Origin of the sequence: Streptomyces sp. LUP47B (assembly GCF_001746295.1) — a bacterium.
Lineage (GTDB): Bacteria > Actinomycetota > Actinomycetes > Streptomycetales > Streptomycetaceae > Streptomyces.
Genome location: NZ_MJAH01000034.1, coordinates 27,967 through 49,516, shown reverse-complemented (window position 1 = coordinate 49,516; position 21,550 = coordinate 27,967). Strand labels below are relative to the sequence as shown.

Sequence of the window (21,550 nt, the reverse complement as noted above, 5' to 3'; positions counted from 1 at the left end):
CTTCTGGTCGACGTCACTTCTGGTGTCTGAACTACGGCGCGGGAGGCTCTTCGGAGTTCAGGCGGGCGAGAGTCGCGGCGAACGACCCCTGGTCGGATGTGAAGTGGCGGGCCCTGGTCCACCAGAAACCGAAGAACTGGCGCTGGACCGGAGTGGTCAGCCCGAGCAGCAACGCCCGCTTGGTGGCCTCTTCCCGTTCGGACAGGACTACGCCCCTGACGCTCGCCGCGTAGGAGACAGCGAAGTCCTTGTGGCGCTGCAAGGGCCAGCTGCCGGCGTACACGGCGACGTTGTCGACCATCCATCGCGTGGCGTCGTCGAGCTGCTGCAGCCACCGTTCCCGCTCTCCCTTGATCCGGTCCCGCAGTACAGGCCTCCAGGCCGGGTCGTCGATCGGCGTCTGTTCCAGGAGTGAGCAGGTCGCCAGGACCGTCATGAGGTGGGTGCCGAAGGTGTCGCGGGCAGTATGGGCCTCACTGATCCGCTTCTTCCGCGCGTCCAGCCGGGGAGTGACGAACAAGCCAGTTGCGGTGGCAGTCACCACAGCCGTAGCGGCGGCCACCAGGAGGGTTGGGGCGAGGTTCATGGCGCACATGCTTCCGCACTGCAGAGCCGAACACGGCCCCGAGCGTCATTCGGCAGGCCGCTCACGAGCGGTTCACTGAGGTCGTCGCCCGCTGGCGCGTGCTCCTCACGCAGGTCGAGGTCACCGACGCGGACGAGGAGACGTTGGGCGACCTGGTCCCGATGGCATCTACGTGCCAGGCCGGTGCTCCGTAGGTCAGGTCGCCAATCGTCTCTAGATCACCCAAGGTTTTGATATCGGAGGCGCAGTTGGCCACGCACGGCTGGACTCCACGCTCACTCAACGGTCGATCAGTGGTTTCTCGCCTGGGTACGACACCTGGCATGGATTGGATTGCTCCCGTGGGCACTATTGGCGGCGCCATCGTGGGTGTCGGGTCTGCTCTGCTTGCCGAGCGGCTGCGATGGCGTCGCGAAGGTAACCAGCAGTGGGTCCAGCAGCGTCGCGCCGTCTATCAGGAGTTCGTCATGGCCAGCAGTCGTGCTCATGCCCAGATGAGAGCGTCTGCCCTCAAGGACGGCCTCACCGACAGAGGGCGCTTCGGCGCGATTCATGAAGCTATCGATAGCTCGCAACTTTGGCAATATCGGCAGGCGCTGTCCCTCACCGCCCCAAGCCACATAGTGGCATTGGCCTCAGAGGTGACACGGGCCTTGGAGGCCATAAGGGACCAGTTGATCGACGTTCCCTCCATCACGGAAGATCGTTTCCTGCACCTGCGGGCGGTCTACTGGCTGAAGAACGCAGACTTACGCGAGGCGATGCGATTGGACTTAGGTATGAGCGGGCCTCCTGATCCCGAAGTCGGGAACTATCGAGGACCAGCCCCGCTTCGTTGAGTGCTGCTGTACAGCAGCGAAGTACCGCAACCGCGTTCATCGCAAGTGGAAGAGTCAAGTGAAGCGGGTGTCGACGCTGGCTGGCACCGTCGCCAACCCTTAATTCAATTCAATGAGATCCGAAGGAGCACTAGGCTCACGAGGAGCTGGCCACGACTTCCGGGGGTGCCCGTGTATTGCTTTCGTCTCCCCTTCACGATGCCGAAGCAGACCCAGCTCGGGCTGAGCGAAAGCCAGTTCCTCCTGGGGAGTCAAGGAGAGCAACAGGTTTGGCTGAAGCCCTTCGGGGATGCCGACCAACGTTTGTGTGACGCCACCAACTTGGTGATCCGGGGCGAGGGTTACGCGGCCCAGGACGAAGCTGCCCGGGACGGCGAGCGGTGGCGCGACGTGATTACTCGTGCCTTCGCTCGCGTCCACCTCGCCGCCGACTTTGGGGATCGACAGCCCGTCAATATGCTGACCAAAGCGGGTGAGGAATGGCTTTCCGGGCTAATGGGGCGCCCTGTGTTGGCACACCTGTCCGGCGTCACAGTCTTCGAAGATCAGCCGGACCTTCGCTTCGTTGCCGCGCCGAGTCTTGAGGGGTGCAAGCGTCCGTCCGAGGAGCGGAACCGCCTGGTGTTTACGCAGGCCGCGCGGCTCCATGATCCGTTGGACGGTTCTGAGCGGTTGGCCTTTGACCTGTACAGCGGCTCCTTCTTCCAACCATCGGCGGACTCGCGGCTTCTGATGCTGGCCATGGCGATTGAGACCCTGCTCGTCCGCCAGCCCCGCTCGGATGTCGCCAGGGCGCACGTGACCGCCATGATGGAGGCCACCAAAGCCAACCCAGACCTCACCCAAACCGAGCGGAACTCCCTACGAGGGAGTCTCAAGGAGCTGCGGGATGAGTCGATCGGACAAGCCGGGAAGCGACTGGCCCGGACCCTGGAGCCTCGTACGTACGCAGGCCAGGCGCCAGACGCCTTCTTCAGCCGCTGCTACACGATGCGCAGCGAGCTCACGCACGGAAACGTGCCGCGCCCTAACCGACGTGATGTAGATGCTCTCGCCGCGAGCCTCGAGTTGTTCGTCGCAGACCTTCTGGCCGGACGCCTTCTTACCGAGATCCCTGACTGACGCTGGGTGAGGCAACGCCTCCCAAGCACGGCGGCGCCCTGGCGAGTAGCCGTACCCAACGAGGGCTGCAACGGTGGTTCTTGAGGGCCGTGGGCCATGCGTGGGCCAGAACCTTCGTAGAGCGCTTAGCGGAGGCTTATCGTGCAGGTCAGAGGGCGTGGTCGCCGTGATCACCCATCGGTCTTGAAAGCCGTCACCGTCCTGGTCGATCAGGCTCTCCCTACGTCACCAAGGCTCGCTGCGCTCGCTCGCCCGGTGGCCGACGGGCGCCACCCAACGGCGAACAGGCGCCGGAGACGTTGCAGCATCATGGACTGCTATGAATCTCTCCGGCATCGCTGCCCTCCTTGCTCTTGCTGGGATCCCAGTGAGCGTGCTCATAGCCAGGTGGCAGATGAGGGCCATGCTGACGCAGGCAGAGAGCAGTCACCGTGCGGCTCTGGAGGCGGCTCAACTCACGCAGCAGGGCGCGTTGGAGGCTGTACGCGTTCAGTCTGAACGCGAGCGTCACCGTTGGCTGACCGAGGCGCGTCGTACCTCCTACCGACTGTTTCAACACTCGCTTGCTGAGTTTCGGCGAGCGCTCATGGCCGACGAGGTGGACGTGGTGCGGCTGGGTGAGGCGTATTACGGGGTCCACGACACCGGTCACGAGATCGCTGAGGTGGGACCTAACAGCATCACTGGTCTCACTTCGACGCTGACAACCGAGTGCGAACTTCTGCGACACGATATTGCGTTAGGACATCTGGCATCGAGGCAGGAGCGCGAGGATCTGTGGAACGGACTGATTGCACCGCTTCGCAAGGACTTGGACGAAGCGATCTACGACGTTCTTGCCAGTGACCAGTAGCGGAAAGTGAGGGTTTGGGGTTGGGGAGAGCCTCGCCGTGGCTGGGGCGGTCGGCTCCGCCGACCTGAGGTTGCGTCGTGTCACCACACCAACCCCGCCGCAGGATTCGAGTGTGCATAGTGGTAGAACCGCTCAACCGAGCGCACAAGAAGGCCCACCCCGTCGTACAGGCTTCCCGGCGAGTCGACAGGGTGGGCACCGAACCCTTTGGAGGTTCAAGATGAGTGTGGCGCTTCCCCTGCATGGACTGTCAAACCCGGGCTTGAAACCGTGGGTGATCACGGTGGTGGTAATCATCGTGATCACGTGGCGCCTAGCCGCCGATGTGGTGAGTGCACTTGCGGACGTACTTGGGTTGACGACTGCCGTCTATGCAGGGCACGACGTACAGCAACGAACTACCGCAACCACTCTGGCCGGCAACAATCGTGGTTGGCCTTCACAGCCCTCCTGACCAGCCCAGCGGACCTCAGCGACCCCCGTGCCCGTAGTTCGCATCGAGCAGCGCAGCCAACAAAGAAGGTGACGCAAGCCGAAGGAGCACACGCCCGGGCGTCCGGCGCGGCTGTGGTGGTGTCCCTGCTGCTGTCGCTCAGTCTCAACGGCAGTCTCATCCTTGGTCGTTCGCGCTCGTTCAAAGCCGTGTCAGCAGAAGGCGGCACGCAGAATCTGAACGGGTCTGAACTACCAGGAACAGGAACCAGCAGAGTTGGAAAGCGTGTTGGGTTCACACCGTCACGAGTTCGAATCTCGTATCCTCCGCCAGTGCCTCACCGGGCACGATGTCGAAGGGCCCCACCGCGAGGTGGGGCCCTTCGTCGTTGTCCGTCTGGACGCACACGCTCGGCGGCACGGCGGCCCCGGACGCTTGGAGGGGTCTGGTCCGTCACATCGCCCTCCCCGACGAAGGGGGCTCAGGAGTTCAGACGCCCAGCAGGTAGGCGGTGGCGACCACGCCGGCGAACGTCTTGCCCGTCGCGCGCAGCAGATCGGGACTCGTCGCGGCGAGGTCGCGCCGGAAAAAAGCTCGACTCAATGCCGGCCCCATCAGACCGACGCCGGCGGTGGACGTCGGCGTCGAATCAATCGGTTCCACCGGCACGCCCCGAGGCGAGCCCACTCGACACCGGTCATCGAGGAGAGAAAGCGCATCCGTGCGCCGAGGGCGACGCTGCTAACGGCGATGGCGCCGCGTTCCCTGTCGTGGTGGCAGAGTCAGCGTGATTTGCCGGACGAGTTGCTGGAAGCAGGCGAGGGAGGCGAGGGCCGGCAGGCAGGCTCCGGCGATACCGGTGACAGTTCTGTCTGCCTGAGCCACACACAGCATTATCGCGACGGATGAGAACAGCAGAACGATGAACCACGAATGCACGGCTCGGCGCTGGTGCAGGGCAGTCCGGAGAATGGAGAGAGACGCCACCATCCAGGGGCCGTACACGAGAAGTGGCCACGACGGGAACATGGTGCCTCCCGTCCCGGAGGTGATTTTCTGCAGAGGCCTGTAGGCCACCATGCCGCCGAAGACGCTGACCATCGCCACGATGACGGCGACGAGCGCGACGATGAAGAAGCTGCCGGTCTGCGCCCACTTGAGCCGGACTTTGCGGACGTGGAGCTTCCGGTGCCCGGCGGAGGAGCGTCGAGTGGGCGGCAGTTGAGCGGTGATCTGCGCCAGGTTCTCCATCGGGTCGCTGAAGGCGCCGCCGGACGCGGGCTCGCTGCGAGGTTGCGGGATCCTGGGCGGCTGCTCCGCCGGACCGGCCTCCTGCAGGAGATAGGCCAGTTCCTCGACCGGGTCCCAGCCTCCGGCGGGTGCGGTCAGGGGAACACCTGAGTGGACGCTGTCGGCATGTCCGTCGTTCCAGCCAGTACCCGGCCCGTACGAGTACGCGTCGGAGTAGTACTCACGCTGCGCAAAGGCGGGATCGACATAGTCATGATTCACGAAAATGCGACCCGTCGTGCGGTACGCGGCGGCCGGATTCATCCTGACCGTTCCATCGCGAATTGAGGTCGTCCTGGACTTCCTCCAGCAGGGCGAGGAACTCGCGAAGCAGTGGCTCGGTGACCTGACGCTCGAACCGCACGTCGTCCCCGGCCACCGCGCCCTGCGCCGTCAGCGCCGCGTACTCCGCACCAGGCTGGAAAGTGTACTTCCCCACTGTCAGATCGCGGACCACAGAAATATTATCCGTCCTCGTGGTGCGCCGAGGCAGGTCATGGGTCCTTGATGTCGTCATGGCTTGATAACGCGACTCCCCTGCCTCAGGGCGTGCGGCAAAAGAGTGAGCTTACGAGGCAGAAAACCTGAGGAACGGGTTCTCAATCATTTATGCTACACATCCAACTCCGCACCCTATTGGTCGATTAATTATTCTTCTCGACTCCACTTCAGGAGTAAATAGGATTCGCCACCGGTGTAACTGGATGAGTAACTCGCCCACTGATCAGTGCACCGACAACCCCCCGTCCACAAAGATCGACTGACCCGTGACATAGCCCGCCGCCCCGCTCGCCAGGAAGACCGCGGCGCCCGCGAAGTCCTCGGGGAGGCCGTTGCGGCCGGTCATGGTGCGGGCGGCCAGGGACGCGACCTTCTCCGGGTCGGTGGCGAGGCGGGCGTTGAGGGGGGTCAGCACGAAGCCGGGGACGAGGGTGTTGCAGGTGACGCCGTGCGGTGACCAGGCCTCGGCCTGGGAGCGGGCCAGGGACTCCAGGCCGCCCTTGGAGACGCCGTAGGCGCCGCTCTGGACGAAGGCGCGGTGGGCCTGCTGGGAGGTGATGTGGATGATCCGGCCGAAGCCGCGCTCGGCCATGCCGGGACCGAAGCGCTGGCCCAGGAGGTAGGGGGCCTCCAGGTTGACCGCCAGGGTGGTGTCCCACACGTCGTCGGTGAGCTCGGTCATCGGTGGACGCAGGTTGATCCCAGCGCAGTTCACCAGGATGTCCGGCTCACCGAACACACCGGCGGCCGTCTCCGCCGCCGCACGCACACCCTCCCTCGTGCTCAAGTCGCCGCTCACCCAGGCCGCCCGGCAGCCGTCGGACGTCAACTCCGCGGTCGTGGCGATCAGTTCGGCCTCGCCGCGGGCAAGGACCACCACCCGAGCCCCCGCCCGCGCCAACGCCCCCGCGATCGCTCTGCCGATGCCCGAACTCCCGCCGGTCACCAGCGCCACGCGGCCGTCCAGCGAGAACAGTTCGGAGAGGTACGCCCGGGAAGTCATGGCCGAACCCTAAGTCGGTACCCACTCCCCATGACCAGCATCCTCGTCGGCACCTGCTCCTGGACCGATCCCGCGCTCGTCCGCAGCGGTTGGTACCCGCCCGGCAGGCAGGACGCCGAGGGGCGGTTGCGGTACTACACCGAGCGGTTCCCGGTGGTGGAGGTGGACGGCACGTTCTACGCCCTGCCCAGCGAGCGCAACAGCCGTCTGTGGGTGGAGCGCACGCCCGCGGGGTTCGTGTTCGACGTGAAGGCGTACGCGCCGCTGACGGGGCATCCGGTGAAGCAGGCCGCCCTCGCGGACATGGCTCCTGACGAGGTGTGGGCGCGGTTCGCCGCCGGGATCGAGCCGTTGCGGGAGGCCGGGCGGCTCGGTGGGGTGCTGTTCCAGTTCCCGCCGTGGTTCCGGCCCGGGGCGCGGGCGGAGCGGTTCCTGGAGGAGACCGCGGCGCGGACCGCCGGCTGGCCCGTCCATGTGGAGTTCCGGCATCCGTCCTGGTGGGGGGAGGGGCAGCGGGACCTCACCTGCGCGCTATTGCGCACGTACGGCTTCGCCGCCGTGGCCGTGGACATGAGCCAGGAGCTGACCACCTCAATGCCGCCGGTCACCCCCGTGACCGCGCCCCGGCTGTCCGTCGTGCGCTTCCACGGACGCAGTGCCTCCTGGGGGCGCGGCAGCAAGGAGGAGCGTTTCCGGTACGACTACCGGCGCGCCGAACTCACCGAGTGGTTACCGCGGTTGCACGCCCTGGCCGAGCAGGTGGACGAGGTCCACGTCCTGTTCAACAACTGCTGCGGAGCAGCCGCCGTACAGGCCGCCGAGACCATGGCCGGCCTGCTCAGCGCACGATCCGCACCGTCTTCGTCACGCTGACCTGGTCGATGTCGGAGACCCTGATCGTCGCCTTCATCCGCCAGTCGCCCGCGAGGGGCAGGGTGAGGTCGTTGGTTCCCCAGTAGCCGCCCTTGTCCTTCAGTTCGGCGTCGATCGGGCCGATCTGCTTGGCCGGGAGGGTGAAGGACAGGTGGAGTTCGGGGACCGTGGCGAGGCCTCCGTCGGCCGCGTAGACGATGGCCTGGACCGAGTTGTCGCCGGTGCGGCCCGGGTCGAGGGTGACCTGCACCCTGCCCGTGGCGCCCCCCACGGCGAAGGGGACCTCGGTCAGGGACGCGGCGGGCAGTCCGCCGGTGGCCGGTCCCGCCTCGGCCGCCTCCGCTTGCGCCCGGCCGGGCAGCGTGCCGCTCAGCACGGTGCTGAGCACCAGGACCACGACACCGACGGCCACTTCGGCGAGGACGGAACGGCGCAGGCCACGCCGGTACGCCGGGGAGTCTCCCCCCGGTGCGGCGGGCTCCCGCTCCGCGTCGGAGGCGGCCGGCGGTCCCCCCACCGGCTCCGGCACCCGCTCCCGTACGACGGACTCCGACTCGACCTGCGCCCCGACCGTCATGAGCCGTCCCGTCCACTGCCGCGACAGCCTCGCCGCCGCCAGCAGCCCCGTCACCGCGAGCAGCTTGAAGACGAGCAGATGGCCGTACGTCGTGCCGGTGACCGCGCCCCAGGAGCCGAGGCCGCGCCAGGACTGGTAGACGCCGGTGGCGACGAGGACGGTCACGGAGACGAAGGCCAGCCGGGAGAAACGGGCGACCACGGCGGCCGGGATCTGCGACGACGCCCGGTACAGCGTGGTGAGCAGGGCCGCGAGGCCGCCCAGCCAGACGGCCATCGCGAGGACGTGCAGCACCGCGGACGTCATCGCCACCGGCACCTGGATCCCGGCGGACGCGTGCTCGGCGGACGCCCAGGTCAGCGCGAGACCCACGGCGAGCGCGCCGCCCGCCGCCTGCCACACGCGGGGGAGCCTCGACTCCCCGAGCCGCAGCAGTCGTACGACGAAGAAGTACCCGACGAGCAGCAGCGCCAGACGGACCAGGAGCGCCTCGCCCGGGCGGGTGGTCAGGGTGCGTTCGAAGGCCTTCAGCGAGAAGGCGGAGGCCGGGCCCGCCCCCGACTCGTAGGGTGCGCGCAGCACCAGCAGGAACACGGTCGAGCCGAGCAGGGTGCCCCAGCCGGCCCACAGGAGCCGGCGCAGCCGGGACGGCTCCGGGGGGCGGCAGGCCAGGAGGAAGACGGCCGTGCCGACGAGCAGGGCCACGGCGAGGTAGGCCAGATAGCGGCCCATGTTGAAGAGGCTCTCGGTGGCCGGGTTCTCGGTCGGGCCGGTGTCCACGACCACGGTGGCCGGGGAGGGTTTGCCGACCGAGAAGGTGAAGGCGCCGGAGACCGGGTGGCTGTCGGCCGAGACGACCCGCCAGGCCACCGTGTAGGTGCCCTGGGCGAGCTTGCCGGGCAGCGAGACACTGGCCGTGTCCGAGCCGCCCGCCCCGTGTCCGGCGTCGGTGACCTTCAGGCGCTTGCCGTCGGGGTCGAGCACCCGGAAGGAGTCGTCGAGCAGGCCGACGGACTCGGTGAAGGTCAGGGTGATGTCGCGGGGGGCGGACTTGAGGACGGTTCCGTCCTCGGGGTCGGTGGCCTTGAGGGCCGCGTGGGCCGACGCCGCTCCCGCACCGCCGAAGAGGAGCAGGACCAGCACGGTGCCCAGCAGCACCAGCCCTTGAAGTCCTCGCCTTCGTCGGCCTGTGCTGCTGCCTGCACGCTCACACCTCACGTCACTACTCCGTACCTGGGGCTCGAGGTCTTCCCGATAGGTACGCACGCGAGGCCGCGAGCGCTCACCACGTCGGCCGGGCGGAGACCCCGCCGTCCACCACCAGGTCGTGCCCGGTGACCCAGGACGCCAGCGGTGAGGCCAGGAACACGCACGCGTCGGCCACGTCCTCGGGCCGCCCGAGCCGCCCCAGAGGCGCTTTCCGCACCCACCGCTGCACCCCCTCCGGCCAGGCCTCCGCCAGCCCCGCCCGGTCGATCAGCCCGGGGGAGACCGTGTTCACGCGGATGCCCCGCGGTCCGTACTCCAGGGCCGCCGACCGCGCGTGCATCACGATCGCGGCCTTGGAGGCGGAGTAGTGGGAGTGCTCGGGCGCGGGGTGACGCGCCTCGATGGACGCGATGTGGGTCACGCAGCCGCCCGGCCCCATGACCTCGGCCGCCGCCTGCGTGCACGCGAAGACACTGGTGAGGTTGGTCTCCACGACCGCCCGCCAGTCCGCCGCCGTCATCCCGGCCAGGGGCTGAGTGGGCTGCACACCGGCGTTGTTGACCAGTGCGGTCAGTCCGCCACCCCATGCGACGGCCTCCCGGACCAGCCGCCGGCACGCGTCCTCGTCCCGCAGATCCGCTTCCAGTACGACGGCCCGGGCGCCCGAGTCCTCGATCCGGGACGCGACTTCACGGGCCGCCGCCACCGCCGTACGGCACTGGAGCGCGACCGCCGCGCCCTCCTCGGCGAACCGCAGCGCGATCCCCCGCCCGATGCCGCCGCTCGCGCCCGTGACCAGGGCGACCTGCCCGTCCAGGAGTCTCATGGGCGGCACAGTCCGGCGATGCGCGCGGCCTGGGACGGGAAACGCGCCGTCAGTTCGGCCGCGTCCCCGTGCTCGTAGTCCTCGTAGGTGAAGCCGGGCGCCATGGTGCAGCCGAAGAAGGTCCACGCGCCGCGGGTCCTGGCCCCCATCCAGGTGCCCGCGGGCACGGTCAGCTGGGGGTGCTGGCCGGCGCGTATGTCCGGGCCCAGGACGGGGGTCGTCGCCGTGCCGTCCGGGGCGAGGAACAGGAGGTCCAGCGGGTCGCCGAGATAGTGGTGCCAGATCTCGTCGCTGGGCAGGCGGTGCAGGGCGGAGTAGTCGTCGGCGGTGAGGAGGGCGACGATCGCCGTGCCCTGCGGCCTGCCGTCGCCACGCTCCTCGCCCGCCCAGGTCTGCCGGAACAGTCCGCCCTCGCGGGGGATCGGTATCAGGTTGTAGTGGGCGACGAGGTCGTCAGGCGTCACCCGGGAAGGCTACCTCCCTTGTCAGGAACGCCAGTTGGGCATGCTTCTCGGGCAGGTACACGTCCGGCAGGTCGATCTCCGGCAGCACGACCGCGGCACCGGCCACGAAACCCTGCTTGAGGAAACGGGCGATGGCCTTCTCGTTGCGCACGTCGGGGTCGACCACGACCCGCCGCTTGTCCAGACCCAGCAGCACGTACGAGGCCACGGCGGACAGCAGCGCCGACGACCAGCCGGGGTGCGTGCCCTGCGGGCCGGGGGGCGGGAGCAGCAGGTGGATGCCGATGTCACCGGGTTCCACGGGGTAGCACTCGCTGACGCGGTCCGCCTCGGGCTCGTAGGTCTGCAGGAGTCCGGCCGGTTCGCCGTCCTTCTCCAGCAGATAGGCGTGATGGGTGTCGAGGGTGTCCACGTGGGCGTAGATCTCTGCCACTTGCTCCCTGGTGAGGCCGTTCATGCCCCAGAACGCGGCCCGTTCCTCACGCACCCAGGCGTGGACGGTCGCGGCGTCGGCGTGCGGGTCGAGCCGCAGGACGCGGACGGTGCCGAAGCCGTCAACTGTCTGGGTGTGGAACGCTTCACGCGTGGGGGTCTCGGACATCGGTCCCACAGGTCTCACAGAGCTCACAGGTCTCCTCGGTCTTCCTTGGTCAGGTGCTGCCAGTCGCTGCCGACCGGGACGAGATCTCCCCTGAGCCACAGGGGGAGTTGGTCGCGGTGATGGGGTGAGCCGGGCAGGCCGGAGGCGCCCAGCGGGACCACCCAGAGACTGTCCTCGCGGCGGGCGAGGTCCCAGACGTAACGGGCGGCGGGGCCGCGGGCGGCGAGGTCGGTGAGTCCTGGGACCGCGGACGTGCACAGGACGCAGTCGTGGTCACCGGAGAGGGCCGGGGCGTCCCCGTCGCTCTCGGAGAGCGCCCGCCAGGGGGCGAGGCGATGGGTGTCGCCCCAGGTGCCCCGCGGCGGCTCGGCGGCCACTTCCTCCACGGCGGCCCGTACGATCCCGGCGCGGTCGATGCCGTACAGCTCCTCGGCGCGCAGGAGGTGTTCGAGCGCGAAGGCGACACGGGGGACGAGGCCGAGCCAGGGGAGGAGGACGTCCGGGTAGGCGGGCGGGGCGGTCAGGGCCGCGAAAGCGGGGTGGGCGGCGAGCCGTCGTACGACCGCGCTGCGGACGGCGGCGTAGAGGGCGGCCTCCCGGCTGCTCGCGACCATGCGGCGATCCCAGTGAAGGATCGTTTGCCTCATGGTCACGGCCTCGGGGCTCAGTCCGTCCAGGGCCTCGATGTGATCCAACAGGGGCTGTGCCGAGGCGAGATGGGTGTCCGTGTGGATCCGGGGCATGTCGGCGGCCGACCACCGCTCCTTGTCCCGCAGCAGGGCGGTGATGCGGTCGGCCCGGTGGGGCGGGGCGAACTCCACGCCGAGCGGGGCGGCCGGGCCGCGCTGGTTGGCCATCACGGCGATGCCGTCGGTGAGACCGGCGCGGGCAGGGTCGTGCCGGCCCTGCCAGTCGTGGCCGGGCTCCCAGGCGGGGACGGTGTGCAGCCGGTTGGCCTCCGCGCGCACGGGGACCCAGCCGGCGACCCGGTGCAGCAGCCCGCCCTCGGTGTCGGCGGCCTGGACGACGTTCACGGGCTCGGCCCACAGGTCGAACGCCCGGTCCACGTCGGCGGTGCGGCGGGCCCGGAGGAGAGGGAGCAGGGCGCTGAAGCCGAGGTCCTCGGTGACCCGGGGCGGATAGCGGAGGGAGAGGGCCACGGGCGTGCCCGGAGAACCCGGCCGTTCCTCCTCCGAGACCCCTCCGTCCAGCCCTTCCGGACCCCCCGCGATCACCGGCCCCCGACCGGTCTCGATCACCTCGATCTCGACCGGGGTCTCGCCCGCCGTCTCGACCGTCTCGGTGTGCCGGCCGGCGCGGTGCCAGACGCCGTCCGGGCCGAGGGCCTCCACCCCGGCGCCCGTGCGGCGCAGTCGCTCCCGGTACAGGTCCTGGTAGTCGGCCATGGCGTTGGTGATGGACCAGGCGACCGTGCCGGTGTGTCCGAAGTGGGCGATGCCGGGGACGCCGGGGACGGCGAGGCCGAGGACGTCGAACTCGGGGCAGGCGAGCCGGATCTGCTGGTAGACGCCGGGTTCCTCGATGTAGCGGTGCGGGTCGCCGGCGAGGACGGCATGGCCGGTGGTGGTGCGGGTGCCGGCGACCAGCCAGCCGTTGCTGCCGGAGGTGCCCGGGCCGTCGGCGGCGAACAGGCCGACCGCGTCCGGGCCCAGGTGCCGTAGCGCCTCGTCCCGCCAGAGCTTGGCCGGGAAGCCGGCGAACAGGATGTGGGTGGCGAGCCAGACGCCGAGCGGGGTCCAGGGCTCCCAGCGTCCGGGGGCGAGGCCGACGCGGGCGAACTCCGGGGCCCGCGTGCCCGGCAGCTCCTCGTTCACGCCGTCGACGTACGCCCGCACCCAGTCGGCCGTCTCCGGGTCCCGTCTCTCCAGCGCCCCGAAGCAGCGTCTCGCCGTGTCGTCGAGGCGGGCCCGTCTTGCGAAGGTGTCCCAGGACAGGGATCCGGCACCGAGGAAGGCGGCCGAGGTGCCCTGCGCGCGATGCCGTTCGACCTCGAGCTGCCAGGCACGGTCGCGGGCGGTGACCAGGCCCTGGGCGCGGGCGAGTTCACGCGCGCTGCCCGCGCGGAGATGGGGAATCCCCCAGGCGTCGCGGTAGATCTCGATACTCACCCTCGAACCCGCTTCCGTTTAAGTTAGGCTTACCTAAGTTTCCCCGGTGGGGGAATCGTACGCGAGGGGTGAAAAGGTCATGGGGCAGGGGCACGGCTGGGAGGGAGCGGTCCTGCGACTGCTGCGCGCGAAGGACTTCGTGTTCACCGTGACCGGCGCCGAGGACGTCACCGGGGCGTACCGGCGGGTGCACCTCACCGACGGCGGGATGCTGGCGGTCACCGGCGTCCACCCGACGATGTGGGTGCGCCTGTGGTTCTCCGCCGCGGGCAAACCGCACCAGCGCGCGTACACGCTGGTCGACCCGGACCCCGGGGCGGGCACCTTCACCCTGGAGTTCGCGCTGCACGACGGCGTGGCCAGCGACTGGGCCCGGACGGCGAAGCCCGGCGACACCGTCGAGGCCACCGTCCACGGAACCGGCTTCGAGCGCCCCGACCCCGAGCCCACCCATGTCTTCGCCATCGGCGACCCGGCCTCCCTGCCCGCCCTCAACTCCCTCCTCGGCGCCCTGGACTCCTCCCCCGCGACCGTCTGGTTCGAGGGCGGCGACGACGACCTCCCCTTCCGCACCGACCCGTCCCGCCACGAGGTCCGCCGGGTCCTCCGCCTCGACTCCGGCGCGCATCTGGTGGCCCAGGTGAAAGCGGATCTGCCCGGTCTGCTGACGAGCCACCCGGACGCGTATGTGTGGATCGCCTGCGACACGGCGACGACCAGGGCGCTGTCGTCGTACGTCCGCAAGGAGCTCGGCGTGGCCAAGGAACGGGTGAACGCGCTCGGCTACTGGAGGGAGCAGTCCACCGGCTCCCGGTAGAGGCGAACCCTCGGCACAGGCATGATCGGGGACATGGACGTCACCCTTCACCTCGCCCAGGACCCCGAGGCCGACGAACTCCTCGGCCGCTCGCCGCTCGCCGCGCTGGTCGGGATGCTGCTGGACCAGCAGGTCCCGATGGAGTGGGCGTTCAAGGGCCCCCGCACCATCGCGGACCGCCTCGGCGCGAACGACCTCGACGCGCACGAGATCGCCGCGCAGGAACCGGAGGCCTTCGCCGCGCTGCTCTCCGAGAAGCCGGCCGTGCACCGCTACCCCGGCTCGATGGCCAAGCGGATCCAGCAGTTGTGCCAGTACCTGGTCGAGCACTACGACGGTCGGGCCGAGCTGGTGTGGAAGGGCGTGGCCGACGGCCGCGAGCTGCTCCGCCGCCTGGAGGAGCTGCCGGGGTTCGGTAAGCAGAAGGCGCAGATCTTCCTGGCGTTGCTGGGCAAGCAGCTCGGCGTTCAGCCGAAGGGCTGGCGCGAGGCCGCGGGCGCGTACGGCGAGCCGAAGTCCTTCCGGTCCGTCGCCGACATCACCGGCCCCGATTCCCTGACCAAGGTCCGCGCCCACAAACAGGAGATGAAGGCGGCGGCGAAGGCGGCCAAGAAGCCCTAGCCGGCACCCACAGCCCCGGACGAGCCCCGCCCAGCCACCACCGCACCACCGGCATGCGTCCTCCCGCGACCGGGTGAACCCCGCAGCCGAAGTCACGATGCACACGGCCGTCCGGCAACGCACGGGCGCCACCTCCGACATCCGCCACGCCCCCACCGCACCACCGCACGCGCCCGCTGCTGCGACCGGGTGAATCGGGCGGCCGAAGTGATGAATCACGTGCGCCGGGCGGGGAGACGACCTGTGTGAGTTCCGTACGACGTGCCCCGGGCAGCCGTGACTGGCTGCGCACGCTCGTGCTGCTGCTCGCGCTGCTGGTTCCCGGGGCGCATTTCCAGGCGCAGGCGATGCCGCCCGTTCCGGCCGGGGAGCTCGTCGAGTACGACGTCCTCGACACCCCCCTGCGGCCACCGGCCCGGGCCGTCCACCGTGCGGCCGTACCTCTGCGCCCCGCTCCGCGACCGGAGCCGGCTCCCGGAGTGCCGGTGGACCACCCCGTCCCGGCGTCGCCGCGGCCGCCGTACGTGCTGCGCGCCCTGCGTTCCGTGGTCCTGCGCTGCTGACAGAGCCCGCTCACCGCAGGCCTGCTCAGCACTCACGCAAGGAACACCGTCATGCCCAACGACCCGTACGCGATCCTGCGCGCCCTGCTGCGCGCGGAGGCCGCACGCAGTGCGCCGAAACCGCAGAGCACGAAGAAGAAGCCTCCGTTGAGAGAGGAGAAGCGCGGCTGATCCTCGGGAGGAGGCGGGACTACCGCCTCCTCCGGGCCCTACCGAAGAGCGAGCGGGTGATCTCCCGCCCGATCCGCGTGCCCGGCGACCGCGCGAGCGACTTGAACATGCCACTGCCGACAACCTGCTCGACGACGGAGGGGCCCTTCTTCCGGGACGTGGGCGCGGCCTTCATCTCGTCCGGGCCCTTGGCGCCACGCGAGCTGAGCCAGGGCCTCCCCGGGCAGAGCGGCGGAGCCGGACTGTGCCTCCGGCATGGACCGGTCGGTGGTTCCCGCCACGGCCCCCGTGACGCCCTCCGGCGGGTCCTTTCGCTCGCTCATACCAAACCCCTGCTCCCGCTATGTTCACTTTCGCGGCTTTTTTCCAGCGTCACACTCGGTCGCCATGGCTGCGCCCGGAAGGTCTTGGCCGGTAGGCTTTCCGTGTGATCTTCAAGCGCATCGGAAACGGCCGGCCGTACCCCGACCACGGCCGGGAAAGCACCCGGCAGTGGGCGGACGTCGCACCGCGCCCGGTCCGCCTCGATCAGCTGGTGACGACCAAGGGCCAGCTCGACCTGGAAACCCTGCTCGCCGAGGACTCCACGTTCTACGGCGACCTGTTCGCGCACGTCGTGAAATGGCAGGGCGACCTGTACCTGGAGGACGGACTGCACCGCGCGGTGCGAGCTGCGCTCCAGCAGCGACAGGTGCTGCACGCGCGTGTTCTCGAGCTGGACTGAGTGACCGCGCTGTAAAGGTTTGGCCCTTTCGGGTTCACCTGCGCCGTGGCCAATGATCATCTAGTAGGCATCGCAGCCCGGGCGGCACTACGCTGCGCCCATGAGCATGCTGACGCCCCCCGGCATGGGCGGTAAGTACCGGATCACGGGCGACAAGTACCCCCGGATGCGTCGGCCCCGGCGGCGTGGCAGGCTCGTGTTCGGCGTGGTGGCCTCCGTCGCCGCGCTGAGCCTGGTCGGCTGGGGCACACTCCAGCTCATCGACGTGTTCACGGGCGGTGGGGACGAAGCCTCCGCGGTCGGTTCCAAAGGGGACTGCACGAAGAAGGCCGGCGCGTCCCCCTCCCCCTCCCCGGCCGCTTTCCCCAAACCGGGCCAGATCACCGTCAACGTCCTGAACGCCACGGCTCGCGGTGGGCTCGCCAAGAAGACGGCGGACGAGCTCAAGAAGCGGGGCTTCAAGATCGGCGACGTGGGCAACGCGACGGCGACCTACGACAAGAAGGTCAAGGGCACGGGGATTGTGCTCGGTCCGTCGTCCGCCCTCAAGACCTCACTACCGGTCCTCGCGACGCAGCTGGCCGCCGCCGAGACCCGCACGGACACCCGCAAGGGCGCCGAGGTCGACCTGATCATCGGGACGGGCTTCAAGAGCCTCACCAGCAAGGCGGCCGCAGACAAGGCACTGACCGCGCTGAGCGCCCCCCACCCGACGCCTACGGCATCGAAGAAGAGCTGCTGAGGTGTCGTAGGGCTGGGCGCTTACGGGGGTGCCGGGTTCGGTTGTCGGGCGGCTGCGGCCCGGTGGGGGCTGGTCGCGCAGTTCCCCGCGCCCCTAAGGAGTTGCAGTCACCCCCGCCACGACGGACCGTTCACCGCACGGCGCGCCACGACGGACCATTCGCCCCACGGCGCGCCACGACGGACCATTCGCCCCACGGCGCGCCACGACGGACCATTCGCCCCACGGCGCGCCACGACGGACCGTTCGCCGCGTACGGCGAGAAGGGGACGGGGTGGGGGGTGTCCGCCCGCAGCGGCCGGCGTCCGTCACCGAGCACTGTTGAAGCAGCCGAATCGCCGGACCGAGGACGGACACCCCCCACCCCGGCCCCGACCCACAGCACACCCTCACGCGCTACAAAGGCCCCCACCGGACCGAAACAGGCCGCCGCAGGCACCCAGGGGCGCGGGGAACTGCGCAAAACGCCCACCCCCACGCACCCGCAGCCAGCGCCGCTACTCCGCCGCCCCGTACAGCCGATCCCCCGCGTCCCCAAGGCCCGGGACGATGTAGCCATGCTCGTTGAGATGGTCGTCGACCGCGGCCGTCACCACCGTGACCGGAGTCCCCGCCAGCTCGCGCTCCATGATCTCCACGCCCTCCGGGGCGGCCAGCAGAACCACCGCCGTCACATCGTCCGCGCCGCGCTTGATCAGCTCACGGATCGCCGCGACCAGAGTGCCACCGGTCGCGAGCATCGGGTCGAGGACGTAGACCTGCCGCCCGGAGAGGTCCTCCGGCATACGCGCGGCGTACGTGGTGGCCTGCAGCGTCTCCTCGTTGCGGATCATGCCGAGGAAACCCACCTCGGCGGTCGGCAGCAGACGCACCATGCCGTCCAGCATGCCGAGCCCGGCACGGAGGATCGGCACCACCAGCGGGCGCGGATACGACAGCTTCACACCGGTCGTGGGGGCGACCGGTGTCCGGATGTCGACCGCCTCGGTCCGCACGTCGCGCGTGGCCTCGTACGCGAGCAGGGTGACCAGCTCGTCGGCGAGACGACGGAAGGTCGCGGAGTCGGTGCGCTGGTCGCGCAACGCGGTGAGTTTGTGTGCGACCAGAGGGTGGTCGACGACGTGGAGACGCATGGCCACAACAGTAGCCGGGTCGACCGCACCCCTCGCGCTGGCGTCAAACCGTCCGACCGGGGGAAAGTGGGAGGGACGGACTGGGGTGGTGAACCGATGCCTGACCTGCCTGAGCATGAACCGTCGTCACAGGAGACCGACGCCGCGCGCCGGCGCCGTCGCGCGCAGTTCCTGCGCGATCTCGCGGAGGCCAGAGAACTGCGTGACCGGGTGCAGCCACGCCGAGCGAAGGTGGCCCGGCTGCGACACGCGATGCGTATGCGGACCTTCCGCTGGTAACGAAGATACGCGCGCCCCGAGCCCGTCGGCGCACCGGCGGCGCACCCACGGTGCGCTGAACAGGTGGCCGTGCACGGGCTCTTGGGAAAGCCGCGTACGATCCCGCTCGTGGCGGCGACGAGTGCGCTGGTGAGTCCTTCACCGACGTGCCGACGCACGTGCGATCAAAACCACCGGACACAGGGTGCCGAAGACGTCCCCTGAACGCCTTGTTTCTGCCACGATTCCGAGTGGGCGGGACTCGGAGCCGAGCTCTACCCGCCCACAACCTCCGCCGGGGGGACCCCCAACCGGCACGCCTATGACCAGTGGGAGAGTCACGGTGTACTTCGCCGCACTGCTCGCGCGCACCGAAGACGGGTGGGAAGCGAGCGACACAGAGCTCGACGATGTGGAGACCCTGTCGGATCTGGCCGACCTCGCCCGGGAAGCCGCGGCCGAGGACGACACGGTGCTCGTACTGATCGAGCAGGAGGACGCTTGGTTCGGCGTCGTCCGCATCGACGGCGAGGAGGATCCTCGCATCTACGTCTCGGACGCCGCCGCCGCTGCCCGCAGCTCGTACGGCGAGATCCTGCTCACCGACGAACTGCTCGGAAAGGAGCCCGGCGACGACGACCCGGACCTCGACGCCCTCGACCTCGACGGCACCGAGGACGGTGAGGACGAGGACGACGACGACACCCCCGCCGCCGAGGCGGGCGTCTCCGGAGAGATCGTGCCGCACGGCCCGGTCGGCGACGCCCAGGTCCTCGACGACCTGGGGGTCAGCGAGAAACAGCTGAAGTCCCTGTCGGAGGACGCCGTCACCGAGATCGCCGAATCCCTGGGCGCCTCGGAGGTTCTGGAGACCGTCCGCTGACCGGAACCCCCGCGGCAGATCCGGTACGTGACCGCTGGCGGGCCGCGATGCGGCTCGCCCTGGAGGAGGCCGGCAAGGCGGGCCCGGACGTGCCGGTGGGCGCCGTCGTACTGTCCCCGGACGGTACGACCGTGCTCGCGGCCGGCCACAACGAACGCGAGGCCGGCGGCGATCCGACCGCGCACGCGGAGGTCCTCGCGATCAGGAGGGCGGCAGTGGAGCTCGGCGAGTGGCGGCTGACCGGCTGCACGCTCGTCGTCACGCTGGAGCCCTGCACGATGTGCGCGGGCGCGATCGTCCAGTCCCGGGTGGACCGGGTGGTCTACGGCGCCCGGGACGAAAAGGCGGGCGCGGCCGGTTCCCTGTGGGACGTCGTCCGCGACCGGCGCCTCAACCACCGGCCCGAAGTCGTCGAAGGTGTCCTCGCTGAGGAGTGCGCCGGGCTCCTCACGGAGTTCTTCCGCGAGCGCTGAATTCCGATTTCAAAGCACGCCCCACCTTGCTGTAAGGTCTCCCTCGGTAGCGTGTCCGAGCGGCCGAAGGAGCTCGCCTCGAAAGCGAGTGTGGCGCAAGTCACCGAGGGTTCAAATCCCTCCGCTACCGCTTGAGAAGGGCCCCGTCGAGAGACGGGGCCCTTCGTGCGTTCTGATCACCCGGTTACACTCGCGCCGCAGAAGCAACAGAAACATCAGGAGCGGGGGAGGCCGCGGTGGCGGTGAACGGAAAGAAGATCGCCGTCTATGTGCTCGTGGTCTTCATCCTGTACGTGATCATCACGGACCCGGAAACGGCCGCCGGCTACGTGCAGATAGGGTTCGAGGGCATATCGGACGCCGCCAAGGCCGTCGGCGACTTCTTCACCTGGCTGGCCGACGGGGCGCACTGACACACCCAAGGAGCGCCCATGATCCGCCACCTCGTCCTCTTCAAGCTCGACGAGGGCGTCGAGCGCGACGACCCCCGCGTGGTGGCGGGAGTCGAGGCCTTCCGCGCACTGGACGGCAAGATCCCCGAGATCCGCTTCTGGGAGCTGGGCTGGAACCTCAGCGACCGGCCCATCGCCTACGACTTCGCCATCAACTCCGGCTTCGAGGACGCGACCGCGCTGCGGACGTACGTCGAGCACCCGGAGCACCAGGCGGGTGTGGCGCTGTGGAAGGAGTTCGCCACCTGGGTGATCGCGGACTACGCGTACTGAGCCCGAGCGCTCCGAAGCCTCCCACCGGGAACGGCGGGGGGCTTTTCTGTGTCGTCCACCCCAACTTGCCCCTCAACACGGCGTAACCCAACGTATGCGGTGCTTGCACACAGTGCACATGTCTTGTGATGCTATGACCGCTTTTGACGGATGGGTTGATCAACGAAGAGGTGGCGTTGACCGTGTCGGCCAGTACCGCGCCTCCCCAGGAGGCCCCCCAGGAGGCCGCTCCACGCAGCCGCGGCGCCGACACCCGGGCGCTCACCCAGGTGCTCTTCGGTCAGTTGAAAGGGCTTCAGCCGGGCACGCCGGAGCACAGCCGGGTGCGGGCGGCGCTCATCGAGGCCAACCTCCCGCTCGTGCGTTACGCGGCCGCCCGCTTCCGCTCCCGCAACGAGCCGATGGAGGACGTGATCCAGGTCGGCACCATCGGGCTCATCAACGCGATCGACCGCTTCGACCCGGACCGGGGCGTGCAGTTCCCGACCTTCGCGATGCCGACCGTCGTCGGCGAGATCAAGCGGTACTTCCGCGACAACGTCCGTACGGTCCACGTCCCGCGCCGGCTGCACGAGCTGTGGGTGCAGGTCAACGGCGCGACGGAGGACCTGACGACCGCCTTCGGACGGACCCCGTCGACCGCCGAGATCGCCGAGCGGCTGCGCATCACCGAGGACGAGGTGCTGTCCTGCATCGAGGCCGGACGGTCGTACCACGCCACCTCGCTCGAGGCGGCCCAGGAGGGCGACGGGCTGCCGGGCCTGCTCGACCGGCTCGGCTACGAGGACCCGGCGCTGGACGGCGTGGAGCACCGCGACCTGGTCCGTCATCTCCTGGTGCAACTCCCGGAACGGGAACAGCGAATCCTGCTGCTGCGCTACTACAGCAATCTCACCCAGTCACAAATCAGCGCGGAACTCGGCGTCTCGCAGATGCACGTTTCGAGGCTACTCGCGCGTAGCTTCCAGCGGCTGCGATCCGCCAATCGGATCGACGCTTAGGCCGATGCATAAGGGGCGCACGGTCGCACGTTCCGGAACACCCCAGTTCGCAAGCAGTATCGAGGCGTAACCGGCACGAGCGAATCGCTCACCAGCGCCGTTCCCAACCCTTCTGCGCCGAAAAACCGTCAGA

The 21,550-nt window shown here is 69.3% G+C and carries 26 protein-coding genes, 1 tRNA gene and 1 pseudogene; 16 read left to right on the top strand and 12 right to left on the bottom strand.

The window, feature by feature from the left end; all coding sequences use genetic code 11:
- Positions 1-31: 31 nt before the first annotated feature.
- Positions 32-586 (bottom strand): hypothetical protein, encoded by a 555-nt coding sequence (locus tag BFN33_RS48010; protein ID WP_069766537.1) that lies wholly within the window; start codon positions 584-586, stop codon positions 32-34.
- A 323-nt stretch (positions 587-909) separates the two neighbouring features.
- On the opposite strand from BFN33_RS48010, the gene BFN33_RS52915 reads away from it, so the two are divergent.
- The 3 genes from BFN33_RS52915 (at position 910) to BFN33_RS48000 (ending at position 3,400) form a co-directional block, all read left to right on the top strand.
- Positions 910-1,425 carry a hypothetical protein gene (locus BFN33_RS52915; RefSeq protein ID WP_141758086.1) on the top strand — a complete coding sequence of 172 codons (516 nt, stop codon included), beginning with the start codon at positions 910-912 and terminating at the stop codon, positions 1,423-1,425.
- Between the two features lie 198 nt (positions 1,426-1,623).
- Positions 1,624-2,547: a hypothetical protein gene (locus tag BFN33_RS48005; protein ID WP_141758085.1), complete on the top strand. Its 924-nt coding sequence runs from the start codon at positions 1,624-1,626 to the stop codon at positions 2,545-2,547.
- 403 nt (positions 2,548-2,950) lie between these two features.
- Positions 2,951-3,400: a hypothetical protein gene (locus tag BFN33_RS48000; protein WP_141758084.1), complete on the top strand. Its 450-nt coding sequence runs from the start codon at positions 2,951-2,953 to the stop codon at positions 3,398-3,400.
- Positions 3,401-4,322: 922 nt separating this feature from the next.
- Here BFN33_RS48000 and BFN33_RS52910 read toward each other — a convergent pair.
- The 4 genes from BFN33_RS52910 to BFN33_RS47985 form a co-directional block, all read right to left on the bottom strand.
- Complete coding sequence (locus BFN33_RS52910) at positions 4,323-4,502, bottom strand: hypothetical protein (RefSeq protein WP_141758083.1); 180 nt, start codon at positions 4,500-4,502, stop codon at positions 4,323-4,325.
- Positions 4,503-4,574: 72 nt separating this feature from the next.
- Positions 4,575-5,387, bottom strand: a complete 813-nt coding sequence (locus tag BFN33_RS55165) for a DUF2637 domain-containing protein (RefSeq protein WP_256123091.1) — start codon at positions 5,385-5,387, stop codon at positions 4,575-4,577.
- Positions 5,335-5,580 (bottom strand): hypothetical protein, encoded by a 246-nt coding sequence (locus tag BFN33_RS47990; RefSeq protein WP_069766534.1) that lies wholly within the window; start codon positions 5,578-5,580, stop codon positions 5,335-5,337. The genes BFN33_RS55165 and BFN33_RS47990 overlap by 53 nt, the downstream gene beginning before the upstream one ends.
- A 267-nt stretch (positions 5,581-5,847) precedes the next feature.
- Positions 5,848-6,627, bottom strand: coding sequence for an SDR family NAD(P)-dependent oxidoreductase (locus BFN33_RS47985; protein ID WP_069766533.1), 780 nt, complete (start codon positions 6,625-6,627; stop codon positions 5,848-5,850).
- Between the two features lie 30 nt (positions 6,628-6,657).
- Here BFN33_RS47985 and BFN33_RS47980 point away from each other — a divergent pair, with 30 nt between their 5' ends.
- Positions 6,658-7,500, top strand: a complete 843-nt coding sequence (locus BFN33_RS47980; RefSeq protein ID WP_069766532.1) for a DUF72 domain-containing protein — start codon at positions 6,658-6,660, stop codon at positions 7,498-7,500.
- Here the strand turns inward: BFN33_RS47980 and BFN33_RS47975 are convergent.
- From BFN33_RS47975 to BFN33_RS47955, 5 genes are all read right to left on the bottom strand, one after another.
- Positions 7,466-9,235, bottom strand: a complete 1,770-nt coding sequence (locus BFN33_RS47975) for a copper resistance protein CopC (RefSeq protein WP_069766531.1) — start codon at positions 9,233-9,235, stop codon at positions 7,466-7,468. The two genes, BFN33_RS47980 and BFN33_RS47975, sit on opposite strands and share 35 nt — an antisense overlap.
- Positions 9,236-9,359: 124 nt before the next feature.
- Complete coding sequence (locus BFN33_RS47970) at positions 9,360-10,112, bottom strand: SDR family NAD(P)-dependent oxidoreductase (protein WP_069766530.1); 753 nt, start codon at positions 10,110-10,112, stop codon at positions 9,360-9,362.
- Entirely contained in the window at positions 10,109-10,576 is a 468-nt protein-coding gene (locus BFN33_RS47965) for a cupin domain-containing protein (protein WP_069766529.1), read from the bottom strand. The genes BFN33_RS47970 and BFN33_RS47965 overlap by 4 nt, the downstream gene beginning before the upstream one ends.
- Positions 10,566-11,177 (bottom strand): GNAT family N-acetyltransferase, encoded by a 612-nt coding sequence (locus BFN33_RS47960; RefSeq protein WP_069766528.1) that lies wholly within the window; start codon positions 11,175-11,177, stop codon positions 10,566-10,568. Before BFN33_RS47960 ends, BFN33_RS47965 begins: the two co-directional genes overlap by 11 nt.
- 23 nt (positions 11,178-11,200) lie before the next feature.
- Positions 11,201-13,306, bottom strand: coding sequence for a penicillin acylase family protein (locus tag BFN33_RS47955; RefSeq protein WP_069766527.1), 2,106 nt, complete (start codon positions 13,304-13,306; stop codon positions 11,201-11,203).
- 79 nt (positions 13,307-13,385) lie between these two features.
- Here BFN33_RS47955 and BFN33_RS47950 point away from each other — a divergent pair, with 79 nt between their 5' ends.
- The 3 genes from BFN33_RS47950 (at position 13,386) to BFN33_RS47940 (ending at position 15,307) form a co-directional block, all read left to right on the top strand.
- Positions 13,386-14,123 (top strand): siderophore-interacting protein, encoded by a 738-nt coding sequence (locus tag BFN33_RS47950; RefSeq protein ID WP_069766526.1) that lies wholly within the window; start codon positions 13,386-13,388, stop codon positions 14,121-14,123.
- A 33-nt stretch (positions 14,124-14,156) separates the two neighbouring features.
- The gene (locus BFN33_RS47945; RefSeq protein WP_069766525.1) at positions 14,157-14,744 is read left to right on the top strand and encodes an HhH-GPD-type base excision DNA repair protein; all 588 of its coding nucleotides are present in this window, start codon (positions 14,157-14,159) and stop codon (positions 14,742-14,744) included.
- Between the two features lie 245 nt (positions 14,745-14,989).
- The gene (locus tag BFN33_RS47940; protein ID WP_069766524.1) at positions 14,990-15,307 is read left to right on the top strand and encodes a hypothetical protein; all 318 of its coding nucleotides are present in this window, start codon (positions 14,990-14,992) and stop codon (positions 15,305-15,307) included.
- A gap of 190 nt (positions 15,308-15,497) precedes the next feature.
- On the opposite strand, the pseudogene BFN33_RS55775 reads toward BFN33_RS47940, so the two are convergent.
- A pseudogene (locus tag BFN33_RS55775) lies at positions 15,498-15,683 on the bottom strand (ATP-binding protein); the annotation flags it as partial.
- 222 nt (positions 15,684-15,905) lie between these two features.
- On the opposite strand from BFN33_RS55775, the gene BFN33_RS47935 reads away from it, so the two are divergent.
- Positions 15,906-16,202 (top strand): type II toxin-antitoxin system VapB family antitoxin, encoded by a 297-nt coding sequence (locus BFN33_RS47935; protein WP_003999914.1) that lies wholly within the window; start codon positions 15,906-15,908, stop codon positions 16,200-16,202.
- A 100-nt stretch (positions 16,203-16,302) separates the two neighbouring features.
- Positions 16,303-16,944 carry a LytR C-terminal domain-containing protein gene (locus BFN33_RS47930; protein ID WP_256123090.1) on the top strand — a complete coding sequence of 214 codons (642 nt, stop codon included), beginning with the start codon at positions 16,303-16,305 and terminating at the stop codon, positions 16,942-16,944.
- 497 nt (positions 16,945-17,441) lie between these two features.
- On the opposite strand, the gene upp is transcribed toward BFN33_RS47930, so the two are convergent.
- On the bottom strand, positions 17,442-18,077 hold the full coding sequence (upp, locus tag BFN33_RS47925) for a uracil phosphoribosyltransferase (protein WP_057609479.1): 636 nt from the start codon (positions 18,075-18,077) through the stop codon (positions 17,442-17,444).
- A 96-nt stretch (positions 18,078-18,173) separates the two neighbouring features.
- On the opposite strand from upp, the gene BFN33_RS51135 reads away from it, so the two are divergent.
- From BFN33_RS51135 to BFN33_RS47900, 7 genes are all read left to right on the top strand, one after another.
- On the top strand, positions 18,174-18,356 hold the full coding sequence (locus BFN33_RS51135; RefSeq protein ID WP_079141430.1) for a hypothetical protein: 183 nt from the start codon (positions 18,174-18,176) through the stop codon (positions 18,354-18,356).
- Positions 18,357-18,678: 322 nt separating this feature from the next.
- Positions 18,679-19,218, top strand: a complete 540-nt coding sequence (locus BFN33_RS47920; protein WP_069766523.1) for a hypothetical protein — start codon at positions 18,679-18,681, stop codon at positions 19,216-19,218.
- 47 nt (positions 19,219-19,265) lie between these two features.
- Positions 19,266-19,691, top strand: a complete 426-nt coding sequence (gene tadA, locus BFN33_RS47915; RefSeq protein ID WP_069766522.1) for a tRNA adenosine(34) deaminase TadA — start codon at positions 19,266-19,268, stop codon at positions 19,689-19,691.
- Between the two features lie 45 nt (positions 19,692-19,736).
- Positions 19,737-19,821: transfer RNA gene (locus tag BFN33_RS47910), tRNA-Ser, on the top strand.
- A 106-nt stretch (positions 19,822-19,927) separates the two neighbouring features.
- On the top strand, positions 19,928-20,104 hold the full coding sequence (locus tag BFN33_RS53575) for a hypothetical protein (protein WP_088245552.1): 177 nt from the start codon (positions 19,928-19,930) through the stop codon (positions 20,102-20,104).
- An 18-nt stretch (positions 20,105-20,122) separates the two neighbouring features.
- Complete coding sequence (locus BFN33_RS47905; RefSeq protein WP_069766521.1) at positions 20,123-20,416, top strand: Dabb family protein; 294 nt, start codon at positions 20,123-20,125, stop codon at positions 20,414-20,416.
- Between the two features lie 143 nt (positions 20,417-20,559).
- On the top strand, positions 20,560-21,417 hold the full coding sequence (locus tag BFN33_RS47900) for an RNA polymerase sigma factor SigF (RefSeq protein ID WP_069766520.1): 858 nt from the start codon (positions 20,560-20,562) through the stop codon (positions 21,415-21,417).
- Positions 21,418-21,550: the final 133 nt, after the last annotated feature.

Excerpts from the sequence above, each read along its gene's own strand:
- BFN33_RS48010 (WP_069766537.1), bottom strand. The coding sequence starts at position 586 with ATGAACCTCGCCCCAACCCTCCTGGTGGCCGCCGCTACGGCTGTGGTG.
- BFN33_RS52915 (WP_141758086.1), top strand. The coding sequence starts at position 910 with ATGGATTGGATTGCTCCCGTGGGCACTATTGGCGGCGCCATCGTGGGT.
- BFN33_RS48005 (WP_141758085.1), top strand. The coding sequence starts at position 1,624 with ATGCCGAAGCAGACCCAGCTCGGGCTGAGCGAAAGCCAGTTCCTCCTG.
- BFN33_RS48000 (WP_141758084.1), top strand. The coding sequence starts at position 2,951 with ATGCTGACGCAGGCAGAGAGCAGTCACCGTGCGGCTCTGGAGGCGGCT.
- BFN33_RS55165 (WP_256123091.1), bottom strand. The coding sequence starts at position 5,387 with ATGAATCCGGCCGCCGCGTACCGCACGACGGGTCGCATTTTCGTGAAT.
- BFN33_RS47985 (WP_069766533.1), bottom strand. The coding sequence starts at position 6,627 with ATGACTTCCCGGGCGTACCTCTCCGAACTGTTCTCGCTGGACGGCCGC.
- BFN33_RS47980 (WP_069766532.1), top strand. The coding sequence starts at position 6,658 with ATGACCAGCATCCTCGTCGGCACCTGCTCCTGGACCGATCCCGCGCTC.
- BFN33_RS47970 (WP_069766530.1), bottom strand. The coding sequence starts at position 10,112 with ATGAGACTCCTGGACGGGCAGGTCGCCCTGGTCACGGGCGCGAGCGGC.
- BFN33_RS47960 (WP_069766528.1), bottom strand. The coding sequence starts at position 11,177 with ATGTCCGAGACCCCCACGCGTGAAGCGTTCCACACCCAGACAGTTGAC.
- BFN33_RS47950 (WP_069766526.1), top strand. The coding sequence starts at position 13,386 with ATGGGGCAGGGGCACGGCTGGGAGGGAGCGGTCCTGCGACTGCTGCGC.
- BFN33_RS47945 (WP_069766525.1), top strand. The coding sequence starts at position 14,157 with ATGGACGTCACCCTTCACCTCGCCCAGGACCCCGAGGCCGACGAACTC.
- BFN33_RS47930 (WP_256123090.1), top strand. The coding sequence starts at position 16,303 with ATGAGCATGCTGACGCCCCCCGGCATGGGCGGTAAGTACCGGATCACG.
- upp (WP_057609479.1), bottom strand. The coding sequence starts at position 18,077 with ATGCGTCTCCACGTCGTCGACCACCCTCTGGTCGCACACAAACTCACC.
- BFN33_RS51135 (WP_079141430.1), top strand. The coding sequence starts at position 18,174 with ATGCCTGACCTGCCTGAGCATGAACCGTCGTCACAGGAGACCGACGCC.
- tadA (WP_069766522.1), top strand. The coding sequence starts at position 19,266 with ATGCGGCTCGCCCTGGAGGAGGCCGGCAAGGCGGGCCCGGACGTGCCG.
- BFN33_RS47905 (WP_069766521.1), top strand. The coding sequence starts at position 20,123 with ATGATCCGCCACCTCGTCCTCTTCAAGCTCGACGAGGGCGTCGAGCGC.